Source organism: Pseudomonas sp. LBUM1673, from assembly GCF_059695645.1.
On record NZ_CP166780.1, the window covers coordinates 1,206,730 to 1,227,532 of the forward strand.

The 20,803-nt window shown below is 59.3% G+C and carries 16 protein-coding genes; 10 read left to right on the forward strand and 6 right to left on the reverse strand.

The window, feature by feature from the left end:
• Nucleotides 1-27: 27 nt before the first annotated feature.
• The 5 genes from ACA044_RS05370 to ACA044_RS05390 all read left to right on the forward strand — a co-directional run bounded on the left by ACA044_RS05370 (nucleotide 28) and on the right by ACA044_RS05390 (nucleotide 5,641).
• Complete coding sequence (locus ACA044_RS05370) at nucleotides 28-669, forward strand: tetratricopeptide repeat protein (protein WP_497445456.1); 642 nt, start codon at nucleotides 28-30, stop codon at nucleotides 667-669.
• Entirely contained in the window at nucleotides 662-1,813 is a 1,152-nt protein-coding gene (gene bamB, locus ACA044_RS05375) for an outer membrane protein assembly factor BamB (RefSeq protein WP_497445457.1), read from the forward strand. Before ACA044_RS05370 ends, bamB begins: the two co-directional genes overlap by 8 nt.
• Before the next feature lie 139 nt (nucleotides 1,814-1,952).
• Entirely contained in the window at nucleotides 1,953-3,422 is a 1,470-nt protein-coding gene (der, locus tag ACA044_RS05380) for a ribosome biogenesis GTPase Der (RefSeq protein ID WP_497445458.1), read from the forward strand.
• Nucleotides 3,423-3,713: 291 nt separating this feature from the next.
• Nucleotides 3,714-4,862 (forward strand): pyridoxal phosphate-dependent aminotransferase, encoded by a 1,149-nt coding sequence (locus tag ACA044_RS05385; protein ID WP_497445459.1) that lies wholly within the window; start codon nucleotides 3,714-3,716, stop codon nucleotides 4,860-4,862.
• Nucleotides 4,850-5,641 carry an amidohydrolase gene (locus tag ACA044_RS05390; RefSeq protein WP_497445460.1) on the forward strand — a complete coding sequence of 264 codons (792 nt, stop codon included), beginning with the start codon at nucleotides 4,850-4,852 and terminating at the stop codon, nucleotides 5,639-5,641. Before ACA044_RS05385 ends, ACA044_RS05390 begins: the two co-directional genes overlap by 13 nt.
• 208 nt (nucleotides 5,642-5,849) lie before the next feature.
• Here ACA044_RS05390 and leuA read toward each other — a convergent pair whose 3' ends face one another.
• Entirely contained in the window at nucleotides 5,850-7,529 is a 1,680-nt protein-coding gene (leuA, locus tag ACA044_RS05395; protein WP_497445461.1) for a 2-isopropylmalate synthase, read from the reverse strand.
• A gap of 268 nt (nucleotides 7,530-7,797) precedes the next feature.
• Between leuA and ACA044_RS05400 the strand changes: the two genes are divergently transcribed.
• Nucleotides 7,798-8,280 carry a hypothetical protein gene (locus ACA044_RS05400; RefSeq protein WP_497445462.1) on the forward strand — a complete coding sequence of 161 codons (483 nt, stop codon included), beginning with the start codon at nucleotides 7,798-7,800 and terminating at the stop codon, nucleotides 8,278-8,280.
• Nucleotides 8,281-8,414: 134 nt separating this feature from the next.
• Here the strand turns inward: ACA044_RS05400 and ACA044_RS05405 are convergent, their stop codons facing one another.
• The 3 genes from ACA044_RS05405 to ACA044_RS05415 form a co-directional block, all read right to left on the reverse strand.
• Nucleotides 8,415-9,236 carry a peptidoglycan DD-metalloendopeptidase family protein gene (locus ACA044_RS05405; RefSeq protein WP_497445463.1) on the reverse strand — a complete coding sequence of 274 codons (822 nt, stop codon included), beginning with the start codon at nucleotides 9,234-9,236 and terminating at the stop codon, nucleotides 8,415-8,417.
• Nucleotides 9,237-9,239: 3 nt separating this feature from the next.
• Nucleotides 9,240-10,619, reverse strand: a complete 1,380-nt coding sequence (xseA, locus tag ACA044_RS05410) for an exodeoxyribonuclease VII large subunit (RefSeq protein WP_497445464.1) — start codon at nucleotides 10,617-10,619, stop codon at nucleotides 9,240-9,242.
• 89 nt (nucleotides 10,620-10,708) lie between these two features.
• Nucleotides 10,709-11,656 carry a LysR family transcriptional regulator gene (locus tag ACA044_RS05415; protein WP_497445465.1) on the reverse strand — a complete coding sequence of 316 codons (948 nt, stop codon included), beginning with the start codon at nucleotides 11,654-11,656 and terminating at the stop codon, nucleotides 10,709-10,711.
• 100 nt (nucleotides 11,657-11,756) lie between these two features.
• Here ACA044_RS05415 and ACA044_RS05420 point away from each other — a divergent pair, with 100 nt between their 5' ends.
• The 4 genes from ACA044_RS05420 to guaA all read left to right on the forward strand — a co-directional run bounded on the left by ACA044_RS05420 (nucleotide 11,757) and on the right by guaA (nucleotide 16,604).
• A complete protein-coding gene (locus ACA044_RS05420) occupies nucleotides 11,757-12,524 on the forward strand; it encodes a sulfite exporter TauE/SafE family protein (RefSeq protein ID WP_497445466.1) in 768 nt (255 codons plus the stop codon).
• Nucleotides 12,525-12,686: 162 nt separating this feature from the next.
• Nucleotides 12,687-13,235: a sugar ABC transporter ATPase gene (locus ACA044_RS05425; RefSeq protein ID WP_497445467.1), complete on the forward strand. Its 549-nt coding sequence runs from the start codon at nucleotides 12,687-12,689 to the stop codon at nucleotides 13,233-13,235.
• Nucleotides 13,236-13,463: 228 nt separating this feature from the next.
• Nucleotides 13,464-14,933, forward strand: coding sequence for an IMP dehydrogenase (guaB, locus tag ACA044_RS05430; RefSeq protein WP_030129862.1), 1,470 nt, complete (start codon nucleotides 13,464-13,466; stop codon nucleotides 14,931-14,933).
• A 93-nt stretch (nucleotides 14,934-15,026) separates the two neighbouring features.
• Nucleotides 15,027-16,604, forward strand: coding sequence for a glutamine-hydrolyzing GMP synthase (guaA, locus tag ACA044_RS05435; RefSeq protein ID WP_007903619.1), 1,578 nt, complete (start codon nucleotides 15,027-15,029; stop codon nucleotides 16,602-16,604).
• A 112-nt stretch (nucleotides 16,605-16,716) separates the two neighbouring features.
• Here the strand turns inward: guaA and ACA044_RS05440 are convergent, their stop codons facing one another.
• Together ACA044_RS05440 and treR are read right to left on the reverse strand one after the other, a co-directional pair.
• Nucleotides 16,717-19,848, reverse strand: coding sequence for a membrane-targeted effector domain-containing toxin (locus tag ACA044_RS05440; RefSeq protein WP_497445468.1), 3,132 nt, complete (start codon nucleotides 19,846-19,848; stop codon nucleotides 16,717-16,719).
• A gap of 101 nt (nucleotides 19,849-19,949) precedes the next feature.
• Nucleotides 19,950-20,654: a trehalose operon repressor gene (gene treR, locus ACA044_RS05445; protein ID WP_497445469.1), complete on the reverse strand. Its 705-nt coding sequence runs from the start codon at nucleotides 20,652-20,654 to the stop codon at nucleotides 19,950-19,952.
• Between the last annotated feature and the right edge of the window lie 149 nt (nucleotides 20,655-20,803).

Consider the following 20,803-nt stretch of genomic DNA (forward strand, 5'->3'; position numbering starts at 1 on the left):
CCGATTTAGCGATTAAGGAGTATTGGGGTGTCGAGTACCGAAGACGAACATCTGGCGGAGTTGAAGGACTGGTGGATACGCAACGGCAAGCCCCTGGTCACTGGCGGCCTGTTGGCGCTGGTCATCGTGTTCGGCTGGCAGGCCTTTCAGAAGTATCAGAGCAATCAGTCGCAAGGCGCCTCGATTCTCTATCAGCAATTGCTCGAAACCACGCTGACGCCTGACGGCAAGCCTGATGCTGCACGTGTTTCGGATCTGGCCGGCAAGCTCAACGCCGAGTTCGGCGGCACCGCTTACGCGCAATACGGCAGCCTGTTCGTGGCGAAAGTCGCGGTCGACAGCGGCAAGCTGGACGATGCAGCCAGCGAGCTGAAAGCCATCGTCGACAAGCCGGCCAACCCGGCACTGGGCGAAATCGCCCGTCAGCGCCTGGCGCAAGTGCTGGCCGCGCAGAGCAAGGTCGATGAAGCCCTGAAGCTGCTCGAAGGCGATGCCGACAAGGCCTTCCTGGCCACTCGCGAAGAACTCAAAGGCGACCTGCTGGTGCAATTGGGTCGTACCGACGAAGCGAACGCGGCGTATCAAAAAGCCAAGGCGGCACTGTCGGATGAAGCGGCGGTCGGTGGCCTACAAATCAAGCTGGACGACCTGGCCAAAGGGGATGCGTGACGTGATCCGTTGGAAACATGCAGCATTGCTGGCTCTGGCCATATTGGCCGCGGGTTGCAGCAGCAACAGCAAAAAAGAATTGCCACCGGCCGAGTTGACCGACTTCAAAGAAGAAGTGGTTCTGCAAAAGCAGTGGAGTCGTTCGATCGGTGACGGTCAGGGCGAAACCTACAACATGCTGGTTCCGGCGATCGATGGCGATACCATCTATGCCGCCGACGTCACCGGTGTGGTGATGGCGATGGATCGCAGCAACGGTGACGTCAAATGGAAGAAAGATCTCGAACTGCCTGTTTCCGGCGCTGTCGGCGTCAGCTACGGTCTGCTCCTGATCGGTACGATCAAGGGTGAAATCGTTGCCCTGGACGCCATCAACGGTGAAGAGAAATGGCGCGCTCGCGTGTCCAGCGAAGTCCTCGCGCCGCCGGCCAACAACGGTGATGTCGTTGTGGTTCAGACTCAGGATGACCGTCTGATCGGCCTGGATGCCGCTACCGGCACCCAGCGCTGGTTGTATGACAGCACTCCGGCGGTATTGACCCTGCGCGGCACCAGTGCGCCGATCGTCACCAATCGCCTCGCGGTGGCTGGCCTGTCGACCGGTAAAGTGGTCGCTCTCGATATTTCCAACGGCGTGCCGGTGTGGGAACAACGTGTAGCGATTCCACAAGGTCGTTCGGAACTGGAGCGTGTTGTCGATATCGACGGTGGCCTGCTGCTGTCCGGCGGTACACTGTATGTCGCCAGCTATCAGGGTCGCGTTGCGGCATTGGATCTGGAAAGCGGTCGTCAGCTCTGGCAGCGTGATGCTTCCAGCTATGCCGGTGTCGCCCAGGGTTTTGGCAGCGTCTACGTGAGCCTGTCTTCGGGCACTGTTGAAGGCGTTGACGAACGTTCCACCACAGCCTTGTGGAGCAACGATTCGCTGGCTCGCCGTCAACTGTCGGCTCCGGAAGTGTTCTCCAGCTATGTTGCAGTCGGTGATATGGAAGGTTACCTGCATCTGCTGAGCCAGGTGGACGGTCGTTTCGTCGGCCGCGAACGCATCGACAGCGACGGCCTGCGTGCCCGTCCGCTGGTGGTGGGTGACACGATTTATCTGTATGGCAACAGCGGCAAACTGGAAGCCCTGACCATTAAGTAAAGGTTTGACTATGCTTGGGGTTAAATCCCAGGCAGCCCCGTTTCACGGGGTTCGCAGCACTCCCAAGTGCTGCCCCGAGCACCAGCCGCTGCCTCGCAGCGGCTTTTGTATTTTCTGAAATAACGAAGTGGAGAGCCGCATGGTTCCCGTAATCGCCCTGGTGGGCCGACCGAACGTCGGCAAGTCCACCTTGTTCAACCGCCTGACCAGGACTCGCGACGCCATCGTCGGCGACTTGTCCGGTCTGACCCGTGATCGCCAATACGGTGAGGCCAAGTGGCAAGGGCGTTCCTACATTCTGGTCGACACCGGCGGTATCTCCGGTGACGAGCACGGTATGGACGAAAAAATGGCCGAGCAGTCGCTGCTGGCCATTGAAGAAGCGGATGTCGTTCTGTTCCTGGTAGATGCCAAGGCCGGTTTCACCGCGGCCGACCAGATGATCGCCGAGCACTTGCGCAAGCGTAACAAGCGTTCCTACGTGGTCGCCAACAAGGTCGATAACATCGACCCTGAAATGGCCCGCGCCGAATTCGCCCCGCTGGGCATGGGCCACGCGATCCCGATCGCGGGAGCTCATGGTCGTGGCATCACCCAGATGCTGGAAATCGCCCTGAGCGACTTCCCGAAAGACGACGAAGAACCTGAGGAAGGTGAAGAAGAGATCGTTGCCGAAGGTGAGGAAGCCAAGCGCATTCCTGGCCCGAGCGAAAAAGACGGTATCAAGATCGCCATCATCGGCCGTCCGAACGTTGGCAAGTCGACCTTGGTCAACCGCATGCTGGGTGAAGACCGGGTCATCGTGTATGACCAGCCCGGCACCACCCGCGACAGCATCTACATCCCGTTCGAACGTAACGACGAGAAGTACACGCTGATCGACACCGCCGGTGTGCGCAAGCGCGGCAAGATCCACGAAGAAGTCGAAAAGTTCTCCGTGGTCAAAACCCTGCAAGCGATCAAAGACGCCAACGTGGTGATCTTCGTGATGGACGCTCGCGAAGGCGTGGTGGACCACGACCTCAACCTGCTGGGCTTTGCCCTTGAAGCAGGTCGTGCGTTGGTCATCGCGATCAACAAGTGGGACGGCATGACGCCGAGCGAGCGCGACTTCGTGAAGATCGAGCTGCAACGTCGACTGTTCTTCGTCGACTTCGCCGACATCCACTTCATCTCGGCCCTGCACGGCACTGGCGTAGGCAACCTCTACGCGTCGGTACAGAACTCGTTCAAGTCCGCGGTCACCCGCTGGCCGACCAACCGCCTGACCCAGATTCTGGAAGATGCGGTCGGCGAGCACGCGCCACCGATGGTCAACAACCGCCGGATCAAGCTGCGTTATGCCCACTTGGGTGGCGCCAACCCGCCGATCATCGTGATCCACGGTAACCAGATCGAGAAGGTTCCGAAGTCTTACGTCCGTTACCTGGAAAACACTTACCGTCGGGTGCTCAAGCTGGTCGGCACGCCGATCCGTATCGAGTTCAAGGGCGGCGAGAACCCGTACGAAGGCAACAAGAACACGCTCACCGACCGTCAGGTCAACAAGAAGCGTCGTTTGATGACTCACCACAAGAAAGCCGAGAAGAAGCGTAAAGACAAACGCTGATTCACTACCTCACTCTTTTTTGTGAGGGGCTTGTTGTGGCGAGGGAGCTTGCTCCCGCTCGGCTGCGCAGCAGTCGCAAATCAGCCGATACGTTCTGCCTGAACGACTTCGGTTGCAGATATTGGGACCGCTTCGCGGTCCAGCGGGAGCAAGCTCCCTCGCCACAGGTTATGCGGTGTATGTATTAGAAGAAGGGCGCCGGTTGGCGCCCTTTTTTTATGGGCGCCGTTTGGGCTATCCTCGGGCTCTCCCGTGCCGCCGTAGAGCCGGGTGTAGAGCAGGGAATCACCGATGATCACCAGTAAGCTGCCGAATGTCGGCATCACTATCTTCACGCAGATGTCTCAGCTCGCGGCGCAAACCGGGGCGATCAACCTGTCCCAGGGCTTTCCCGATTTCGATGCCCCGCAGGCCCTGTGCGATGCGGTAGCTCGGCATATCGCCAGTGGCCACAACCAGTATTCGCCGATGACCGGCCTGCCGGCGTTGCGTCAGCAGATTGCGGCGAAGATCGCCTGCAGCTACGGCGTTCACGTGGATGCCGACCATGAAGTGACAGTCACACCCGGCGCCACCCAGGCGATCTTTTGCGCCATTCAAGCGGTTATCCACAGCGGTGACGAAGTGATCGTCTTCGATCCGGCCTATGACAGTTATGAACCATCGGTTGAGCTGGCCGGTGGTCGATGCGTCCACGTGCAGCTGGGCGTGAATGACTTCGCTATCGACTTCGAGACGCTCGCCAAGGCGATTACGCCGCGCACGCGGATGATCGTTCTCAACACGCCGCATAACCCTAGCGGTGCGCTGATCAGCCGTGCCGAACTGGATCAACTGGCGGCGTTGATCCGCGACCGCGACATTTATGTGATCAGCGACGAAGTCTACGAACACCTGGTGTTCGATGGCGTGCCTCACGTCAGCGTGCTGAATCACGAAGAACTGTATCAGCGCGCGTTCGTGGTCAGCTCCTTCGGCAAGACCTATCACGTCACTGGGTGGAAAACCGGCTACGTGGTCGCACCGCCGGCGCTCACCGCCGAGCTGCGCAAGGTTCACCAGTACGTCAGTTTCTGCGGCGTGACGCCGTTGCAATACGCCTTGGCCGATTACATGGCCGAGCACCCGGAACACGTCGAAGAGTTGCCGGGCTTCTATCAGGCCAAGCGCGATCTGTTCTGCGATCTGCTCACGCCATCGCGCTTCAGTTTCACCCGTGTAGCCGGTACTTACTTCCAGTTGGTCGATTACTCGCAGATCCGCCCGGACCTCAATGATGTCGAGATGGCGCTGTGGATGACCCGCGAACATGGCGTCGCGAGCATCCCGATCTCGGTGTTCTACCAGACGCCACCCGAAGGCCAGCGCCTGGTGCGTCTATGCTTTGCCAAACGCGAGGAGACCCTGCGTGAAGCAGCGGCAAAACTATGCGTGATCTGAGTGCTCTGCCCAATCTGAATGTTGCGCTGATCCAGACCACCCTGGCCTGGCATGATCGTCAGGCCAATCTGGGGCATTTCGAGCCGTTGCTGGAACAGGCTCGCGGCGCTGACTTGATCATCCTGCCGGAGATGTTCACCACCGGTTTCTCCATGGAATCGGAAACCCTCGCCGAGCCGGAAAATGGCCCCACCAGTAAATGGTTGCGGGCTCAGGCGGCGAAACTGGACGCGGTAATCACCGGTAGCATCATCGTTCAGGTGGCTGACGGCAGTCATCGCAATCGTCTGTTGTGGGCGCGGCCGGACGGGGAGGTGTGGCACTACGACAAGCGTCACCTGTTCCGCATGGCGGGCGAGCACAACCACTACACCCCGGGTGAGCGTCAGGTGCAGTTCGAATTGAAGGGCTGGCGAGTGCGGCCGCTGATTTGCTACGACCTGCGATTCCCGGTCTGGAGCCGCGACCCCCAAGACACCGATCTGTTGCTGTACACCGCCAATTGGCCGGGCGCTCGGCGCCAGCACTGGAACCGTTTGCTACCGGCACGGGCGATTGAAAACCTCTGCTATGTGGCGGCGGTGAACCGCATCGGCACCGATGGCAAAGGCTTTGCGTATACCGGTGACAGTCAGGTCCTGGATTTTCAGGGTGAGACGTTGCTCAGCGCAGGCGATGCCGATGGGGTCTTCAAGGTTGTTCTGGACGCGGCGGAGCTGGCGGCTTATCGCACACGGTTTCCGGCGAATCTGGATGCGGATACCTTCGAGTTCACCTGAGATTGTCTTTGCCTGACCTGCCGTCATCGCGAGCAGGCTCGCTCCCACAGTAGATCGTGTAAACCCCCCATTTTGTGTTCACCCAAAATCCACTGTGGGAGCGAGCCTGCTCGCGATGAGGCCATGACAGCCAATACATAATCTGCAGGCAAACAAAAAGGCCCCGAGGTTCTCACCCCGGGGCCTTTTGCATTGCAGCGTAGGGTGTTTACGCCGCTTTCGCTTCCGGCTGGCTCAGGGAGCGGTTCAGCGCGCTGAACAGGGCCTTGAAGCTGGCGGTGGTGATGTTTTCATCAATACCCACGCCGTGCACCGCACGCTCACCATTCACACGCAGCTCGATGTAGGCCGCAGCCTTGGCATTGGTGCCCGCGCCGATGGCGTGTTCGTTGTAGTCCATGATCTCAACCGGGATCGGCAGACCGGCCACCAAGGCCTCCAGAGCGCCGTTGCCCTTGCCACGCCAGTGCAGGTTGGTTTCGCCCTGGCCTTTGCTGGAAACTTCCACTTCCACGGCGCTGTGACCGTTTTCTTCCTGCAAGCGATGGCTGACCAGCGCGTACGGGGTGTTGGCCTGCAAGTACTCGCTGTGCAGCAGCGCATGGATCTGTTGAGCCGTCATCTCAAGGCCCAGGCGATCGGTTTCACGCTGCACGACCTGGCTGAACTCGATCTGCATGCGGCGCGGCAAGCTGATGCCGTATTCCTGCTCCAGCAGGTAGGCGATACCGCCCTTGCCCGACTGGCTGTTGACGCGAATCACTGCCTCGTAGCTGCGACCGATGTCGGCCGGGTCGATCGGCAGGTACGGCACTTCCCACAGGGCGTCCGGTTTCTGCTGGGCGAAGCCCTTGCGGATCGCATCCTGGTGCGAGCCGGAGAACGCGGTGTGCACCAGGTCGCCAACATACGGGTGACGTGGGTGCACTTGGATCTGGTTGCATTCTTCGACGACTTTGCGCACGCCGTCGATATCGGAAAAGTCCAGCTCAGGGTGGATGCCCTGGGTGTAGAGGTTCAATGCCACGGTGACGAGATCGACGTTACCGGTACGCTCGCCGTTGCCGAACAGGCAACCTTCGACACGGTCGGCGCCGGCCATCAGGCCCAGCTCGGTGGCGGCCACGCCAGTGCCACGGTCGTTGTGGGTGTGCAGGCTGATGATCACGCTGTCACGACGGTTGATGTGGCGGCCGAACCATTCGATCTGGTCGGCATAGATGTTCGGGGTAGCGCATTCGACGGTCGCAGGCAGGTTGAGGATCACTTTGTGCTCAGGCGTCGGGTTCCACACTTCGATCACCGCGTCGCAGACTTCCTTGGCGAATTCCAGTTCGGTGGCGCTGAAGGTTTCTGGCGAGTATTCGAAGGTCCACTCGGTTTCCGGCTGCTGGGCGGCGTATTTGACGAACAGCTTGGCGGCGTTCACGGCGATGGCCTTGATCCCGTCCTTGTCCTGGTTGAAGACAATGCGGCGGAAGGAAGGGGAGGTCGCGTTGTACAGGTGAACGATGGCTTTCTTGGCGCCGCGCAGGGATTCGAAGGTTCGCGCGATCAAGTCTTCACGCCCCTGGGTCAGCACCTGAATGGTGGTGTCGTCCGGGATGTGGCCGTCTTCGATCAGGGTACGCACGAAGTCGAAGTCGGTTTGCGAAGCGGCCGGGAACGAGGCTTCGATTTCTTTCACGCCGACCTGCACCAGGGTTTTCCAGAAGCGCAGCTTTTTGACCGCGTCCATGGGCTCGATCAGCGACTGGTTGCCGTCACGAAGGTCCGAGCTGCACCAGATCGGCGCTGCGGTAATGGTCTTCGATGGCCAGGTGCGGTCCGGGATGTCGATGGTCGCAAATGCGCGGTATTTCGAAGACGGGTCTTTGAGCATGCTCATCGGAAAATCCTTATTGTGTGGGCCGAAAAAAGGCGGCCTGCCGGTGGATCAAATGTTCTGGGGATAAAGCGTAAGACGAGGCACCGCGATTCAGCCCGGCAGTCGTGCACTGACGAGGCACAGACTGCGGTGCTGGCGAAGCTGAATGAGGGTATGAGAGGTTTTCATGCCTTCAACCCTAACCGCGGGGGTGAAGGATGGCAAGCAGTCGAAAAAAATTGAGAGAAATACTCGAAAAGTTGGGTTTGTAGAGATTTTATTGCGGTGAATGGCGTTGATTCTATCGATGTTTGCGCAAGGTTTGAGCGATGCGCAATTGGAAGTTGGCGGTATTGTCTCGCTCGGTGCAGCTATTCTTAAAGCCCCAACCAGACACTGGCAAGCAGGAGTCGCGATGAACGAATCGGATTGGAAGCTTTATGGCGCACTGCGTCCGGTGGCCCATGAGCGGATGTGTACCCGGATCATGGAGGAGGTCGAGCGTACGGTGCTGAATAAAAGTCTGGCGCCTTATGAGCGTATTGAAGCCAGTGAAGAAAGGCTGAAGGCCAGCCAGCAGGAGCTGTATTGGGCGTTTGGCGTTTTCAGTCACTCACGCAATGAGGCGCCTGCTCATTTGCTGGGGCTGTGTACTCATGAGCTGATCACATCTGAAGAATTGGCTGGTTTCTCGCAGGAAACTCAGACCTGGATCAAAGAGCGTCTGGCGCACAGGGAGGTCCACGGGATTGAGGACCTTGAGGCGGAATAAGCGGTGCCTGTGACATCGCCTTCGCGGGCAAGCCTCGCTCCTACAGATTTTGGGGCGAATGCACCATGTGGGCATGACGTAAATCTGTAGGAGCGAGGCTTGCCCGCGAAGAGGCCATCAGCCTCAACCACTATTTACGGCTGAAACGCCCCAATAAAAATCGCCGGATCCACCCGCGCATCATTCAGGCTGATGTTCCAGTGCATATGCGGCCCGGTCGCGCGCCCGGTGGAGCCGACTTTGCCGACCACACCACCGCGCGCCAATTGCTGCCCAACCTTCACGTCGATCTTCGACATGTGGCAGAACATGCTGATAAAGCCCTGGCCGTGGTCGACAAACACCGTGTTGCCATTGAAAAAGTAGTTGCCGATCAGAATCACCTTGCCCGCCGCCGGGGTCTTGATCGGTGTACCGGCAGGTACTGCGAAGTCCAGGCCTGCATGCGGATTGCGCTCTTCTCCATTAAAGAAGCGGCGCACGCCGAACTTGCTCGACAGTGGCCCGTTAACCGGTTTGTCCAGCAGCAGATTGCTCGGGGTGTTCGGGCTGAAACTGCGGTAAGCGTTGATCTGCTCGGCCAGTTCACCCTCGATGCGCTTGAGATTCTCCGGGTTCGGATTGACCTGCTGGGTATTTTTCAGGGTGATGTGCTGTTCCGGGTATTTCTTGCTGCTGACCGTGAAGTTCAGGTTACGACCGCCGCTGCTGAGGGATTGGTTGCCCGGTTTGACGGTCAGCGGCACGCCGACGATGGCCAGCCAATTGTTCTGTTCCTTGACCACCAGCACCGGTTTACCTTGATAACTGGCCTTCGGTGCCTGGGCAGAGCTGCCCAAATCCACCACCGCCACGCCACCCGGCACCGGTTTATTCAACAGGCGAGTGATGTAACTGTCGGCGTGGGCGTTGAAGGTCAGGCACAGCAACAGCAGCGGAGCTAAAAAACGCGGCATGGATCAATCCAGTAAAGAAAGGGTGACAGGCGTCAGGTGATTGTCTTCGATCCGCACTTGCAACTCGCCGTCGCCCAGTTTGGCTTTCAGGCGCTGGCCGGTGTGGGTCTGCGCGGCGCTACGGATCGCATTGCCGCGCTCGTCCAGCAGAATGCTGTAGCCACGAGCGAGGGTCGCCAACGGGCTGACCACGTGCAGCGTCTGCATCTGGCTTTGCAGTTGCAGGCGGCGAGACTTGAGCCCTTCACGCATGGCCCGGGGCAGGCGTTCGGCGAGGCTGTCGAGACGCTGGCGGAGCATCGCCAGTTGCCGTCCCGGATGTTGCCCGGCGAGGCGGGTTTCCAGGCGGATCAAGCGTTCGCGACGGGTATTGAGGCTGCGTTCGAAAGCGCGGCGCATGCGCATGTCCAGATCATCCAGACGTTGTGCTTGCTGGCGCAGCCGTTCGCCGGGATGGCGCAGGCGCCGGGCCATGCCTTCCAGACGCAGCCGGTCACGCATCAAACGATCGCGGATGCGCATCACCAGGCGTCGATGCAGGCTTTCGACCCGACGCACCAGATCGCTGGAATCCGGCGCGAGCAGTTCGGCCGCGGCGGACGGTGTCGGGGCGCGAACGTCGGCAACGAAGTCACTGATCGATACGTCGGTTTCATGGCCGACGGCGCTGACAATTGGCGTCACGCAGGCATCCACGGCGAGGGCCACGGCTTCTTCGTTGAAACACCAGAGGTCTTCCAGCGAGCCGCCGCCACGGGCCAGGATCAACGCGTCGAAACCACGGGCGTCCGCCAGTTTCAGCGCACGGACAACCTGTGCAGTGGCTTCGCGGCCTTGCACGGCGGTGGGGATCAGCGTCAGTTGGATCTGCGGGGCGCGGCGGCGGAACACACTGATGATGTCGCGGATCACCGCGCCGGTGGGCGAACTGATGATGCCGATGCGTTGCGGATGCGCCGGCAATGGCACTTTGCGCTCGGCGCTGAACAGGCCTTCGGCGCTGAGCTTTTCTTTCAGCGCATCGAAGGCCAGGCGCAGGGCGCCGTCACCGGCCGGTTCCACGGTGTCGAGGATCAGTTGGTAGTCACCACGGCCTTCAAACAGCGAAACCTTGCCGCGAACCTTGACCGCCAGGCCATCCTTCAGCGCCTGCCGAACCCGCGCGGCGTTCTGCCGGAACAACGCGCAACGCACCTGGGCGCCGCTGTCCTTGAGGGTGAAATACACGTGGCCGGACGCCGGGCGGGCAAGGTTGGATATTTCGCCTTCAACCCAGATGTTGCTGAACACGTCTTCGAGCAACACCCGCGCGCGGCCGTTGAGCTGGCTGACAGTCAGGACTTCCCGGTCCAGGCCGAGTCTTGCAAAGGGATCTTTAATCATGGGGCGCAGTTTAAAGGCTTTCGGCAAACAATCTCCATGATCCGGCGAAAATCCCCTGTGGGAGCGAGCCTGCTCGCGATAGCAGTGTGTCAGTCGACATTGATGTTGAATGTTGAACCGCTATCGCGAGCAGGCTCGCTCCCACAATGATCTGTGCAGGTGTTGATGAAGTGTTGGACCAGCGCCGTGGGATTCTGCCGGCAGGCGAGGGCGACGGTGCTGTGGCAATCGGGGTCGGCCAAGGGCAGAAAGTGGATGTCCGGCGGCGCGATGTCCTGCATCGATTCTGGTAACAGCGCAATGCCTAACCCGGCCTGGATCAATTGCAGTTGCGTGGTTTTGCGCGACACCACTCGAGCGGCCCGGGGGAAGAATCCCTGGCGCATGCACAGCTCGGCGCACAAATAGCTCAGGCCGCCACGCTGTGGATGAGGGATGGAAATAAACGCTTCATTCTTCAGCTGTGCCAGATCGATGCCTTGGGCGGACTTATCCACAGCCAGCCGATGATTCGGCGGCACCGCCAGCAACAGACGCTCGCTGTACAGTGGAACAATCTGCACCCCTTCACGCTGACGCAACACCGGCAGGCGCAACAGACCCACATCGAGGCGACCTTCGGCCAATTCTTCCTGTTGCGCCTCGGAGGACAGCTTGACGATGTCCAACGACACACCGGCGCGCCGATCCAGATAAACGCCGATGCTTCGCAGCAGCCGACCGCTCATGGGCACGGTGCTGGAGTGACTCAGGCGCAAGACGCCAAGTTGACCGGTGCCCACCTGAGTGGCCATCTCGCTGGCCTTGGTCAGTTCGTTCAGCAGATTTCTGGCCCGAGGCAAAAAGGCCTCACCCGCTGCCGTCAGTCGGGGCTGGCGCGCGGTGCGTTCGAACAGCGGCGTTTGCAGCCGGGTTTCCATGTCTTTGATCTGTCGGCTCAAGGCTGATTGAGCAACGAACAGTCGTTCGGCTGCAGCGCTGAAGCTGCCGCTCTCGGCGATTTCCACGAAGTAGCGCAATTGGCGGGTTGAAAGCATCAGATATGCCTTTTCGAGATGGGTAGTCGACTTTGAAGATATTAGTCGCAACCCCTGGCGCTGGCTAAAGTCATCACAGGAATAAAAGGAAACCGTGTCGATGAATGTGCTGGAGTTGTTGAACCAATGGCCGTGGGGTGCGGTGGATTGGCTGGTGATCGGGTTGGGTGTTGCCCTGGCCTACATCGTGTTCGGCATCGCCGGTTTCGGCACCGCGCTGGTGGCGGGGCCGATTCTGATTCTGTTCATGCCACTGTCGAAAATCGTGCCGCTGCTGGTGTTGCTGGATTTTGTCGCGGCGTTCGGCAATTTACTGCCCTCGCGACGGGATGTGGCTCGCCCTGAGTTGCTGCGACTGCTGCCGTGCATGGCGGTGGGTTGCACGTTGGGGGTGATTTTCCTGCTGAACCTGAAATCCGATGTCTTGCTGCTGTTGATGGGGCTGTTTATCAGCGCCTATGCGATTTACAGCCTGTGGATTAAAACCCGTCCAGCGCAATTGTCTGCCGGGTGGGCGGTGCCAATGGGCACCGTGGGCGGGATGTTCGGCGCGCTGTTTGGTAGTGGAGGCTTTTTATATGCGATCTATTTGAACAGTCGGTTGCCCAAGGACGCCGCCCGGGCGACCCAGAGTGCGCTGATCAGTTGCAGCACCGTGGTGCGTTTGAGCCTGTTTGCCGTCGCTGGTGTGTATGCCGAGCTACCCTTGTTGGTATTGGCGCTGTGTTTGTTGCCGGCGATGGCGCTGGGGTTGTGGATCGGCCGGCGGTTGACCATGAAATTGTCCCGCGAGGCATTCGTGCGGCTGGTGACCTGGCTGGTGCTGGCCAGCGGGATTGCCTTGATCGGGCGTTATTTGAGTACTTGACCGGATTTCGTCAGGGATTAAGCTGCCGCCGCAAATCCTGTGGGAGCGAGCCTGCTCGCGATGGCGGTGGGTCAGGCAACATCAATGTTGGCTGCAATGACCTCATCGCGAGCAGGCTCGCTCCCACAAGGGTGGATCATTCAGTATTTGTAGGCCTGCACCATGAATTCGCAAAGCATCATCATCCCGAAAATCTCCACGCTGCCGGTACACGAACCCCGGGCCCGGGCGGTCGTGCGTTGGCTGGTGCGCAAGAACATCATTAAAGAAGAACTGAGTACCTGTGGCCGCACCGGCAATCGCATGGCCCATGCCATCGCCGACGGCGCCCGCGCGGTGGTCCTGCACCCTGACGCGCTGCCGTTCGGCGAACCGATCAATGGCCTGGAGATCATCAGCAAGCGCTGCATCTATACACCGGCCAAGGGATTCCTCGAAGAAGCCGGCTGCGCCGAGTGCCGCAAGGAAGTCGGCGAAGCGCTGTTCGAAAGCCTGGAAGACTGGATGCCGGGGCGCACCGATAACTTCACATGTCCTGAATGCGGACATGAAGACGACATCAACGGGTTTCTGTTCTTGCAGGAGTGCGGCTTTTCCAACCTGGGGTTCATCTTCAACAACTGGCTCGAGGCCGGGTTCAAGCAGAGCTTTATCGACGAATTCGCCGATTGGCTGGATCAGCCCGTGAGTTGGGTCAAGGTCGAACTGTAAATGTAGGAGCGAGCGGTGCGGCGATCCGACTTGCCCGCGAAGGCATCGATTCGGTCTACCTGATGTACCGCGGTGATGCCTTCGCGGGCAAGCCTCGCTCCTACGGGATTTGTGTGCCAAAAGCTCCGTCGATCACCGCGTCGATAATAGACAGAGTTTTACATTGAACCCGAGGGGGTGTCTGACTATAATGGCGCGCTTCCATTTTCCCGCTCGGGAGCCCCCGCGATGCTGCGTATCAGCCAAGAAGCTCTGACCTTCGACGACATTCTTTTAGTGCCCGGTTATTCCGAGGTTCTTCCTAACGAAGTCAGTCTCAAGACCCGCCTTACCCGTGGCATCGAGCTGAACATTCCACTGGTTTCCGCCGCCATGGACACCGTTACTGAAGCCCGTCTGGCAATCGCCATGGCTCAGGAAGGTGGCATCGGCATCATCCACAAGAACATGACCATCGAGCAGCAAGCTGCCGAAGTGCGTAAGGTCAAGCGGTACGAGGCCGGCGTGGTCAAGGACCCGATCACCATCGAGGCTGACGCCACGGTTCGTGAACTGTTCGAACTCACCCGCCAGCACAACATCTCCGGCGTTCCGGTACTGCACGATGGCGACCTGGTCGGCATCGTCACTTCCCGTGACGTGCGTTTCGAAAACCGCATGGACGCCAGCGTCCGTGAAGTGATGACGCCTAAAGAGCGTCTGGTCACGGTCAAGGAAGGCGCCGACAAGAACGACGTCCGTGAGCTGTTGCACAAGCACCGTATCGAACGCGTACTGATCGTCGACGACAAATTCGCCCTCAAAGGCATGATGACCGTCAACGACATCGAAAAAGCCAAGGCCTACCCGCTGGCCAGCAAGGACGATCAAGGTCGTCTGCGCGTTGGCGCTGCGGTTGGTACCGGTAAAGACACCGGTGACCGCGTAGCCGCACTGGTCCATGCCGGCGTTGACGTGGTGGTGGTCGACACCGCTCACGGTCACTCCAAAGGCGTGATCGACCGCGTTCGCTGGGTCAAGCAGAACTTCCCTGAAGTGCAGGTCATCGGCGGCAACATCGCCACCGGCGCTGCGGCCAAGGCCCTGGCCGAAGCCGGCGCTGACGCGGTCAAGGTCGGTATCGGCCCAGGCTCGATCTGCACCACCCGTATCGTCGCCGGTGTCGGCGTCCCGCAAATCAGCGCCATCGCCAACGTCGCCGCTGCCCTTGAAGGCACTGGCGTTCCGTTGATCGCCGACGGCGGCATCCGTTTCTCCGGTGACCTGTCCAAGGCCATCGTGGCCGGTGCTTCCTGCGTGATGATGGGCTCGATGTTCGCCGGTACGGAAGAAGCGCCAGGCGAGATCGAACTGTTCCAGGGCCGTTCGTACAAGGCTTACCGCGGCATGGGTTCGCTGGGCGCCATGTCCCAGGCTCAAGGTTCCTCCGACCGTTACTTCCAGGACTCCTCGGCAGGCGCCGAGAAACTGGTTCCGGAAGGCATCGAAGGGCGTGTTCCGTACAAGGGCACCCTGAGCGCCATCATCCATCAACTGATGGGCGGCCTGCGTTCTTCCATGGGCTACACCGGTAGCGCCGATATCGAAGAAATGCGCACCAAGCCTGAGTTCGTGCGGATCACCGGCGCTGGCATGGCCGAGTCCCACGTTCACGACGTGCAAATCACCAAAGAAGCGCCAAACTACCGCGTAGGTTGAGGCTTCCAGCAATAAGTTAAGTAACCGGGGCTGTTTTCAGCCCCGAGTTGTTTCTGATTCTCTTCACCGAACTGCATAGACGAGACTGACCACATGGCCCTCGACATTCACGCCCACCGCATCCTGATCCTCGACTTCGGTTCCCAGTACACCCAGCTGATCGCCCGCCGCGTGCGTGAAATCGGCGTGTACTGCGAACTGCATCCGTTCGACATGGACGACGAAGCGATTCGCGAATTCGCTCCAAAAGGCGTCATTCTCGCCGGCGGCCCCGAGTCCGTGCACGTAGCCGACAGCCCGCGCTGCCCGCAAGCGGTGTTTGACCTGGGCGTACCGGTCTTTGGTATCTGCTACGGCATGCAGACCATGGCTGAACAGCTGGGTGGCAAGGTTGAAGGTTCCGAGCTGCGTGAGTTCGGTTACGCCCGTGTCGACGTGGTCGGCAAGAGCCGTCTGCTCGATGGCATCGAAGACCATATCGACGCCGATGGCCTGTTCGGCCTCGACGTGTGGATGAGCCACGGTGACAAGGTCACCAAGATGCCGGAAGACTTCCACATCCTGGCCAGCACCCCGAGCTGCCCGATTGCCGGCATGTTCAACGATGCTCGCGGCTACTACGGCGTGCAGTTCCACCCGGAAGTGACCCACACCAAGCAGGGTGGTCGCATCCTCTCGCGCTTCATCCTCGACATCTGCGGCTGCGAAGCCCTGTGGACGCCTTCGAAGATTGCTGAAGACGCCATCGCCCAGGTCCGCGCCCAGGTTGGCACCGACAACGTGTTGCTCGGCCTGTCCGGCGGCGTTGACTCCTCGGTGGTTGCCGCGCTGCTGCACAAGGCCATTGGCGACCAGCTGACCTGCGTGTTCGTCGACAACGGCCTGCTGCGTCTGCACGAAGGCGAGCAAGTGATGGCCATGTTCGCCGAGAACATGGGCGTAAAGGTGATCCGCGCCAATGCCGAAGACCAGTTCCTCGACAATCTGGCAGGCGAAAGCGACCCAGAGAAAAAGCGCAAGATCATCGGCCGTACCTTCATCGACGTGTTCGATGCCCAGTCCAACAAACTGGACAACATCAAGTACCTGGCCCAGGGCACCATCTACCCGGACGTGATCGAGTCGGCTGGCGCGAAAAGCGGCAAGGCGCACGTGATCAAGTCCCACCACAACGTGGGCGGCCTGCCGGAAGAAATGAACCTCAAGCTGGTTGAACCCCTGCGCGAGCTGTTCAAGGACGAAGTCCGTCGTCTGGGCCTGGAACTGGGCCTGCCGTACGACATGGTCTACCGTCACCCGTTCCCGGGCCCGGGCCTGGGTGTACGGATCCTCGGTGAAGTGAAGAAGGAATACGCCGACCTGCTGCGTCGCGCCGACCACATCTTCATCGAAGAACTGCGCAAGGCCGACTGGTACCACAAGGTCAGCCAGGCGTTCGTGGTGTTCCAGCCGGTGAAATCGGTTGGCGTTGTCGGCGATGGCCGTCGTTACGCCTGGGTCGTTGCCCTGCGTGCCGTGGAAACCATCGACTTCATGACCGCGCGTTGGGCACACCTGCCTTACGAACTGCTGGAAACCGTCAGCGGCCGCATCATCAATGAAATCGAAGGCATCTCCCGCGTCACCTATGACGTGTCGAGCAAGCCGCCAGCGACGATTGAGTGGGAGTGATCCTGCTTCACTTCGACGCCCGGCATCGAGTGACTGAGAAACCCCTGGCTTAGGCCAGGGGTTTTTCGTTTCTGCGATCATCAAAAAACGGCTGCTGTTGTGGCGACCGTTTTCAGTCAGGAATGCGGCTCTGCAACGTCAATCCCATCTGGGTCAGTTTCTGTGACAGCTGCTCTACGCTGGCGAAAGCAACGTCGTTCGCCTGGGGCCATGATGGGCGGTGAATGGAAAAGTGGTCGTCGGCCAATTGTTGCACCGGGGTGCGAACAATCATGCCTTGCTGGCTACGATGCAACAGCGTGTAGTTTTCTGAAGGTTTCTCGAACAGGTACATGCCCCGACGATGCAGCAGGTTTTCTAGCTGCTGCTCGTTCCAGCTCACCGGTGGTGCTTGCATTTGCAGGCGCAGATCGGCGTGAAGAGGATCATAAGTCCCCCGCATCATGTCGACGTCGTTAAAGGGGCCCCTGGCCACTTCGATTCCCGGATCGATATCAACACCAGTATCTTCTTCCGGATTGACTTCTTCTATCCGCAAGCCGATGCCTCCCTCCAGTTCGCTGATGCCTGCAAGTCCTCTGAACGTGTTGGTGTTTTCAGCCCCGGTCAACACTATCCACTTGCCGGTTTTGTTGAGGAGTCTGTCCCCCCATATGATGTCGTGCGTCAGGTAGTTGGCATACATTTGCTCTTCACGCGGCGACGAAGGATTTTTCATCTTGTAACTGGCCGCACAATCAAGGCCCTGGATTCGGACACCGTTTTGTCTGGCTGTCTTGACCAGTTCTAGCTCATTGAATTTTCCTGCCGGGTCAGTGCCGAGGCCAGTCAGATAGGCTTCCAGGTCCTCGGACATATTCCCTGTTTCGAAGTAGGTATTGAGCTCGACCTGAGCGAAATCACCGAGCAGGCGGCGTACGTAGAGTGTTTTAGCGTGCCGAGCCAGTGCTGGCATGTTTTCAATCATGAAGCGCATGCTGGTGATGCGGTCCAGGGTTTCACCCACCACCAGGCCGGGTGCTGCTGCAAAAATACGCTCGATGAGATCGGCAATTGGCATCGCACGACTAATGCCGGGCATTGCCGGGCGCGGAGGCAGGTTGGCCCAGGGAAGATTTTTGTAAAAAGTTCCGGCGATGCTCTGGAGTGCTATTCGTTTGCTTGCAACATGAAGCTCGAACAGGTCTTGCACCCTTAGAACGCCCCTCCCTTCGGGACTCATCTCTGCGTGGCTTTCGGGCAAATTCAAGGCCCACCTTTTCAGCGATGTCTGCTGTGATGGCGGAACCTCATACGAGGTGTTTACAACACGAAGGGGGCGTGATGTCGAGAGTTGTGGTTCGACTTGAAGAGGGCGTGATGTCGAAGATTGAGGCCCGACGACAGGTTGCTCCGGCGGTTGATCCAGCGTTGGCTCACGAACCTCGAGTTCGATGTCGACCGCGCACTCTTTGCCCATGCACTGACCGCCGCCGTTGAGTCTCAGTGACCGCATCCGTTCCCAATTACCTTCGGCATTCAAGCGAACCGGCAATGAATGAACAAATTGGTTGGGTCTCTCTGGATCGACAATCGCCCAGCAACCGCCGCCCCTGGAGTCCGCGAAGTAGCGCACGTAATACGGGTTGTCATTCATCAGGATGGCATAGGGAGGATCTGCGTCGAGTCTGTAGATACCCCGGAATTTCCCGGGATCGTTATCTGGTGTCACGCCTTCGAGCAGTTCATTGCATTGATACTTGGCGGGTACTTCAGGGGGATGAGAGGTTTCAGCCGGGGGCGGGGGGCGCTCTTCGAGGGGGAGCGGTGTGATGTCTGCCTCGTCCGGGACGATGACCTCGGGCTGGCCGCGCGTCGGGGCCGACGGCTCAACCGTTGGGGTGGACTCAGCCAGCCCGGCCATTTCAGCAGCTTCGGCGGCTTCAACCTGTGCGCCAACTTCCAGCCTCGCGCCGGTGCCTTTGAGGAAAGGAATATTGAACAAGGCATCAATGCCGCTCAGAACTGCTCCAAGTATGCCTGCTTTACGTTCGGCAGCCGTCTTGCCGTTGACGGCCTGATCGATGTTCAGGCCCATGCTGGCAATGCTGGCCCCAATCACTGGCAGCGCTACGGGCCAGCCGACAGCGGCCATCGGGCCAAACACTTTGAGGCCGGCGCTCAGGTAGCCAATCCACAACTTTTTGCGTAAATCGCTGTTGGAGGTCAGCGACAGGCTGGCCTCTGCAAACATGGCACTACGGGTCGACTCCCGCAACCAACTGAACGCATCACCGCTCACCGGACGGTTTTTCTGATTGATCAGGTGATGCTCGGACCTGCCCCAGGTGCTCACCAGCCGGTTCATGATATCGGTGATGTTCTGCGTTATTTCGTGACGATCGGCCAAGGGAAAGTGGGTCATGAATGCCTTGCGAAGAGCGTCTTCGTTCATCTGTTCCAATATCCACCAATGCATGTCCGCTTCAGTCTCCATTATCTGGAAGGCGGCGGTTTCACCGGGAAGATAGACAATTTGCCGGCCGTTGGGGTCAACGATACGCAGCAGGTGGGTGGCAACGTGGCCAGCGACATCCAGGGCTCGCACCTCGCTGCCAACAGGATGTGTCGATTGCAACATCTGCAGGCTGACGGGCCAGGTGACAGGACCTGTGACAGCGTCGATGACGCGCTGAAAGTCACCGCCGGCCAGTTGCTTTTGTTCCAGGGCCTGAACCGCGCTGCTGAGGAAATTGCACTTGGCCAGCGTGCGGAAATCGTTGGAAGACTTGTCCCAGAACGCTGTCAACCGGTCGGTGTAGAGCGTGCTGAAGTCGATGTTCCAGAACGCCTTCAATACCTCGTTGCCGTGCAGGCGCACCTCATTGGTTTCGTTAAAATTCTTAGCGTCCGGCCCGGCCGTGTAGAAGCCTGCGTAGAGATCCAGTAGATCGGCATTGTCCTTGTCGGTGGCGCGCAAGCGATGAATCACGAGCTGCGTCAGGGTCAAGGATTCATAGGGTTTTTCGAGGATGTGTTCCCAGCCGGTAAACGTCTTTGCACTGCTCTGGGCAGCCTTGAATCGATGGAAGTAAACGCGATCCGGGTCGATGCCTTGGAGGCCCTGTTTTTTGAGTAGATCGCTGGCGATCTCGTGCGCCGTGTCCTGCAGGCTCGGGCAGGATTGAACAACGGTCGCGGCGATGGTCTTGAGTGTTGCCTTGTCTGCGGCGTTTGGCAGAAGGCGGGTTTCGGGTGAGTTCATGCTCTCTCCATCCTTGAGAAACGGCCACTGAGAATGGCTCATCCACTCAAGGGGAGTGCACTACATATGTATCGCACAACGGCGTTCGCGGCTGTGTAGTGTCAGCGCCGGGCTACATCGGAAAAGTAGAACTTGTCCAGGGTATGTCGCGACTCGGTGTACTCGAATTGTCGACCGTCCTGCAGGAAGGTCTGGTTACTGACCACGATCACATGGCTCTGGCCGTCGAGGTCCAGGTGTTGCTGGTCGTCTTTGCTGCGGGGCACGGCTTCGATTGTGCGCTGGGCGTAGGCGATTTGCAGTTGCAGGGTCTGCTCGATGAAGGCGTAGATCGATTGCTCGGCGATGTCGCGGGACAGGCCGGGAATCACGTCACTGACGAAATGGTTGATGTCGAGGATCACCCGTTTGCCATCGATCCGGCGCACTCGCTTGATCCGTGTGATCAGGCTGCCTTCCTCTGCCTTGATGTGTTCGAGCAAGGGGGCTTCGAGGGGGATCTGGGTGAATTCGACCACTTCGGTGCGGACGTCGTTGCCCAGTCGCGGGTAGGTTTCCTGGAAGCTGACGATGCCGCCGAGCTGAAATTCGATCGGGTTGGTCGACAGCACGAAGGTGCCTTTGCCATGGACTTTCTGGGCGAAACCGCGCTCCTGCAATTGCTCGATGGCCTTGCGCACGGTGCCGCGACTGGCCTGATAGCTGTCCATCAGTTCGGTTTCGGAGGGCAATCGGGCGCCGCGTTCCAGACGTTCGGTCGTGATGCTGGCAAGCAGATCGCTGTAGATCTGGTTGTATTTACTCATGGGATGGCTCTGTGCCGCGCTGTGCTCAAGGTTTTGAACCTTAAGGGCAGGGTAGGGGTTTGTCCATGGCGCAGATGATGTGTGTGTAGCATCTGCCGAAGGCTGCGTTCGGCTGCGAAGCAGTCGTCGACCCTGCGCACGCGGTTTTC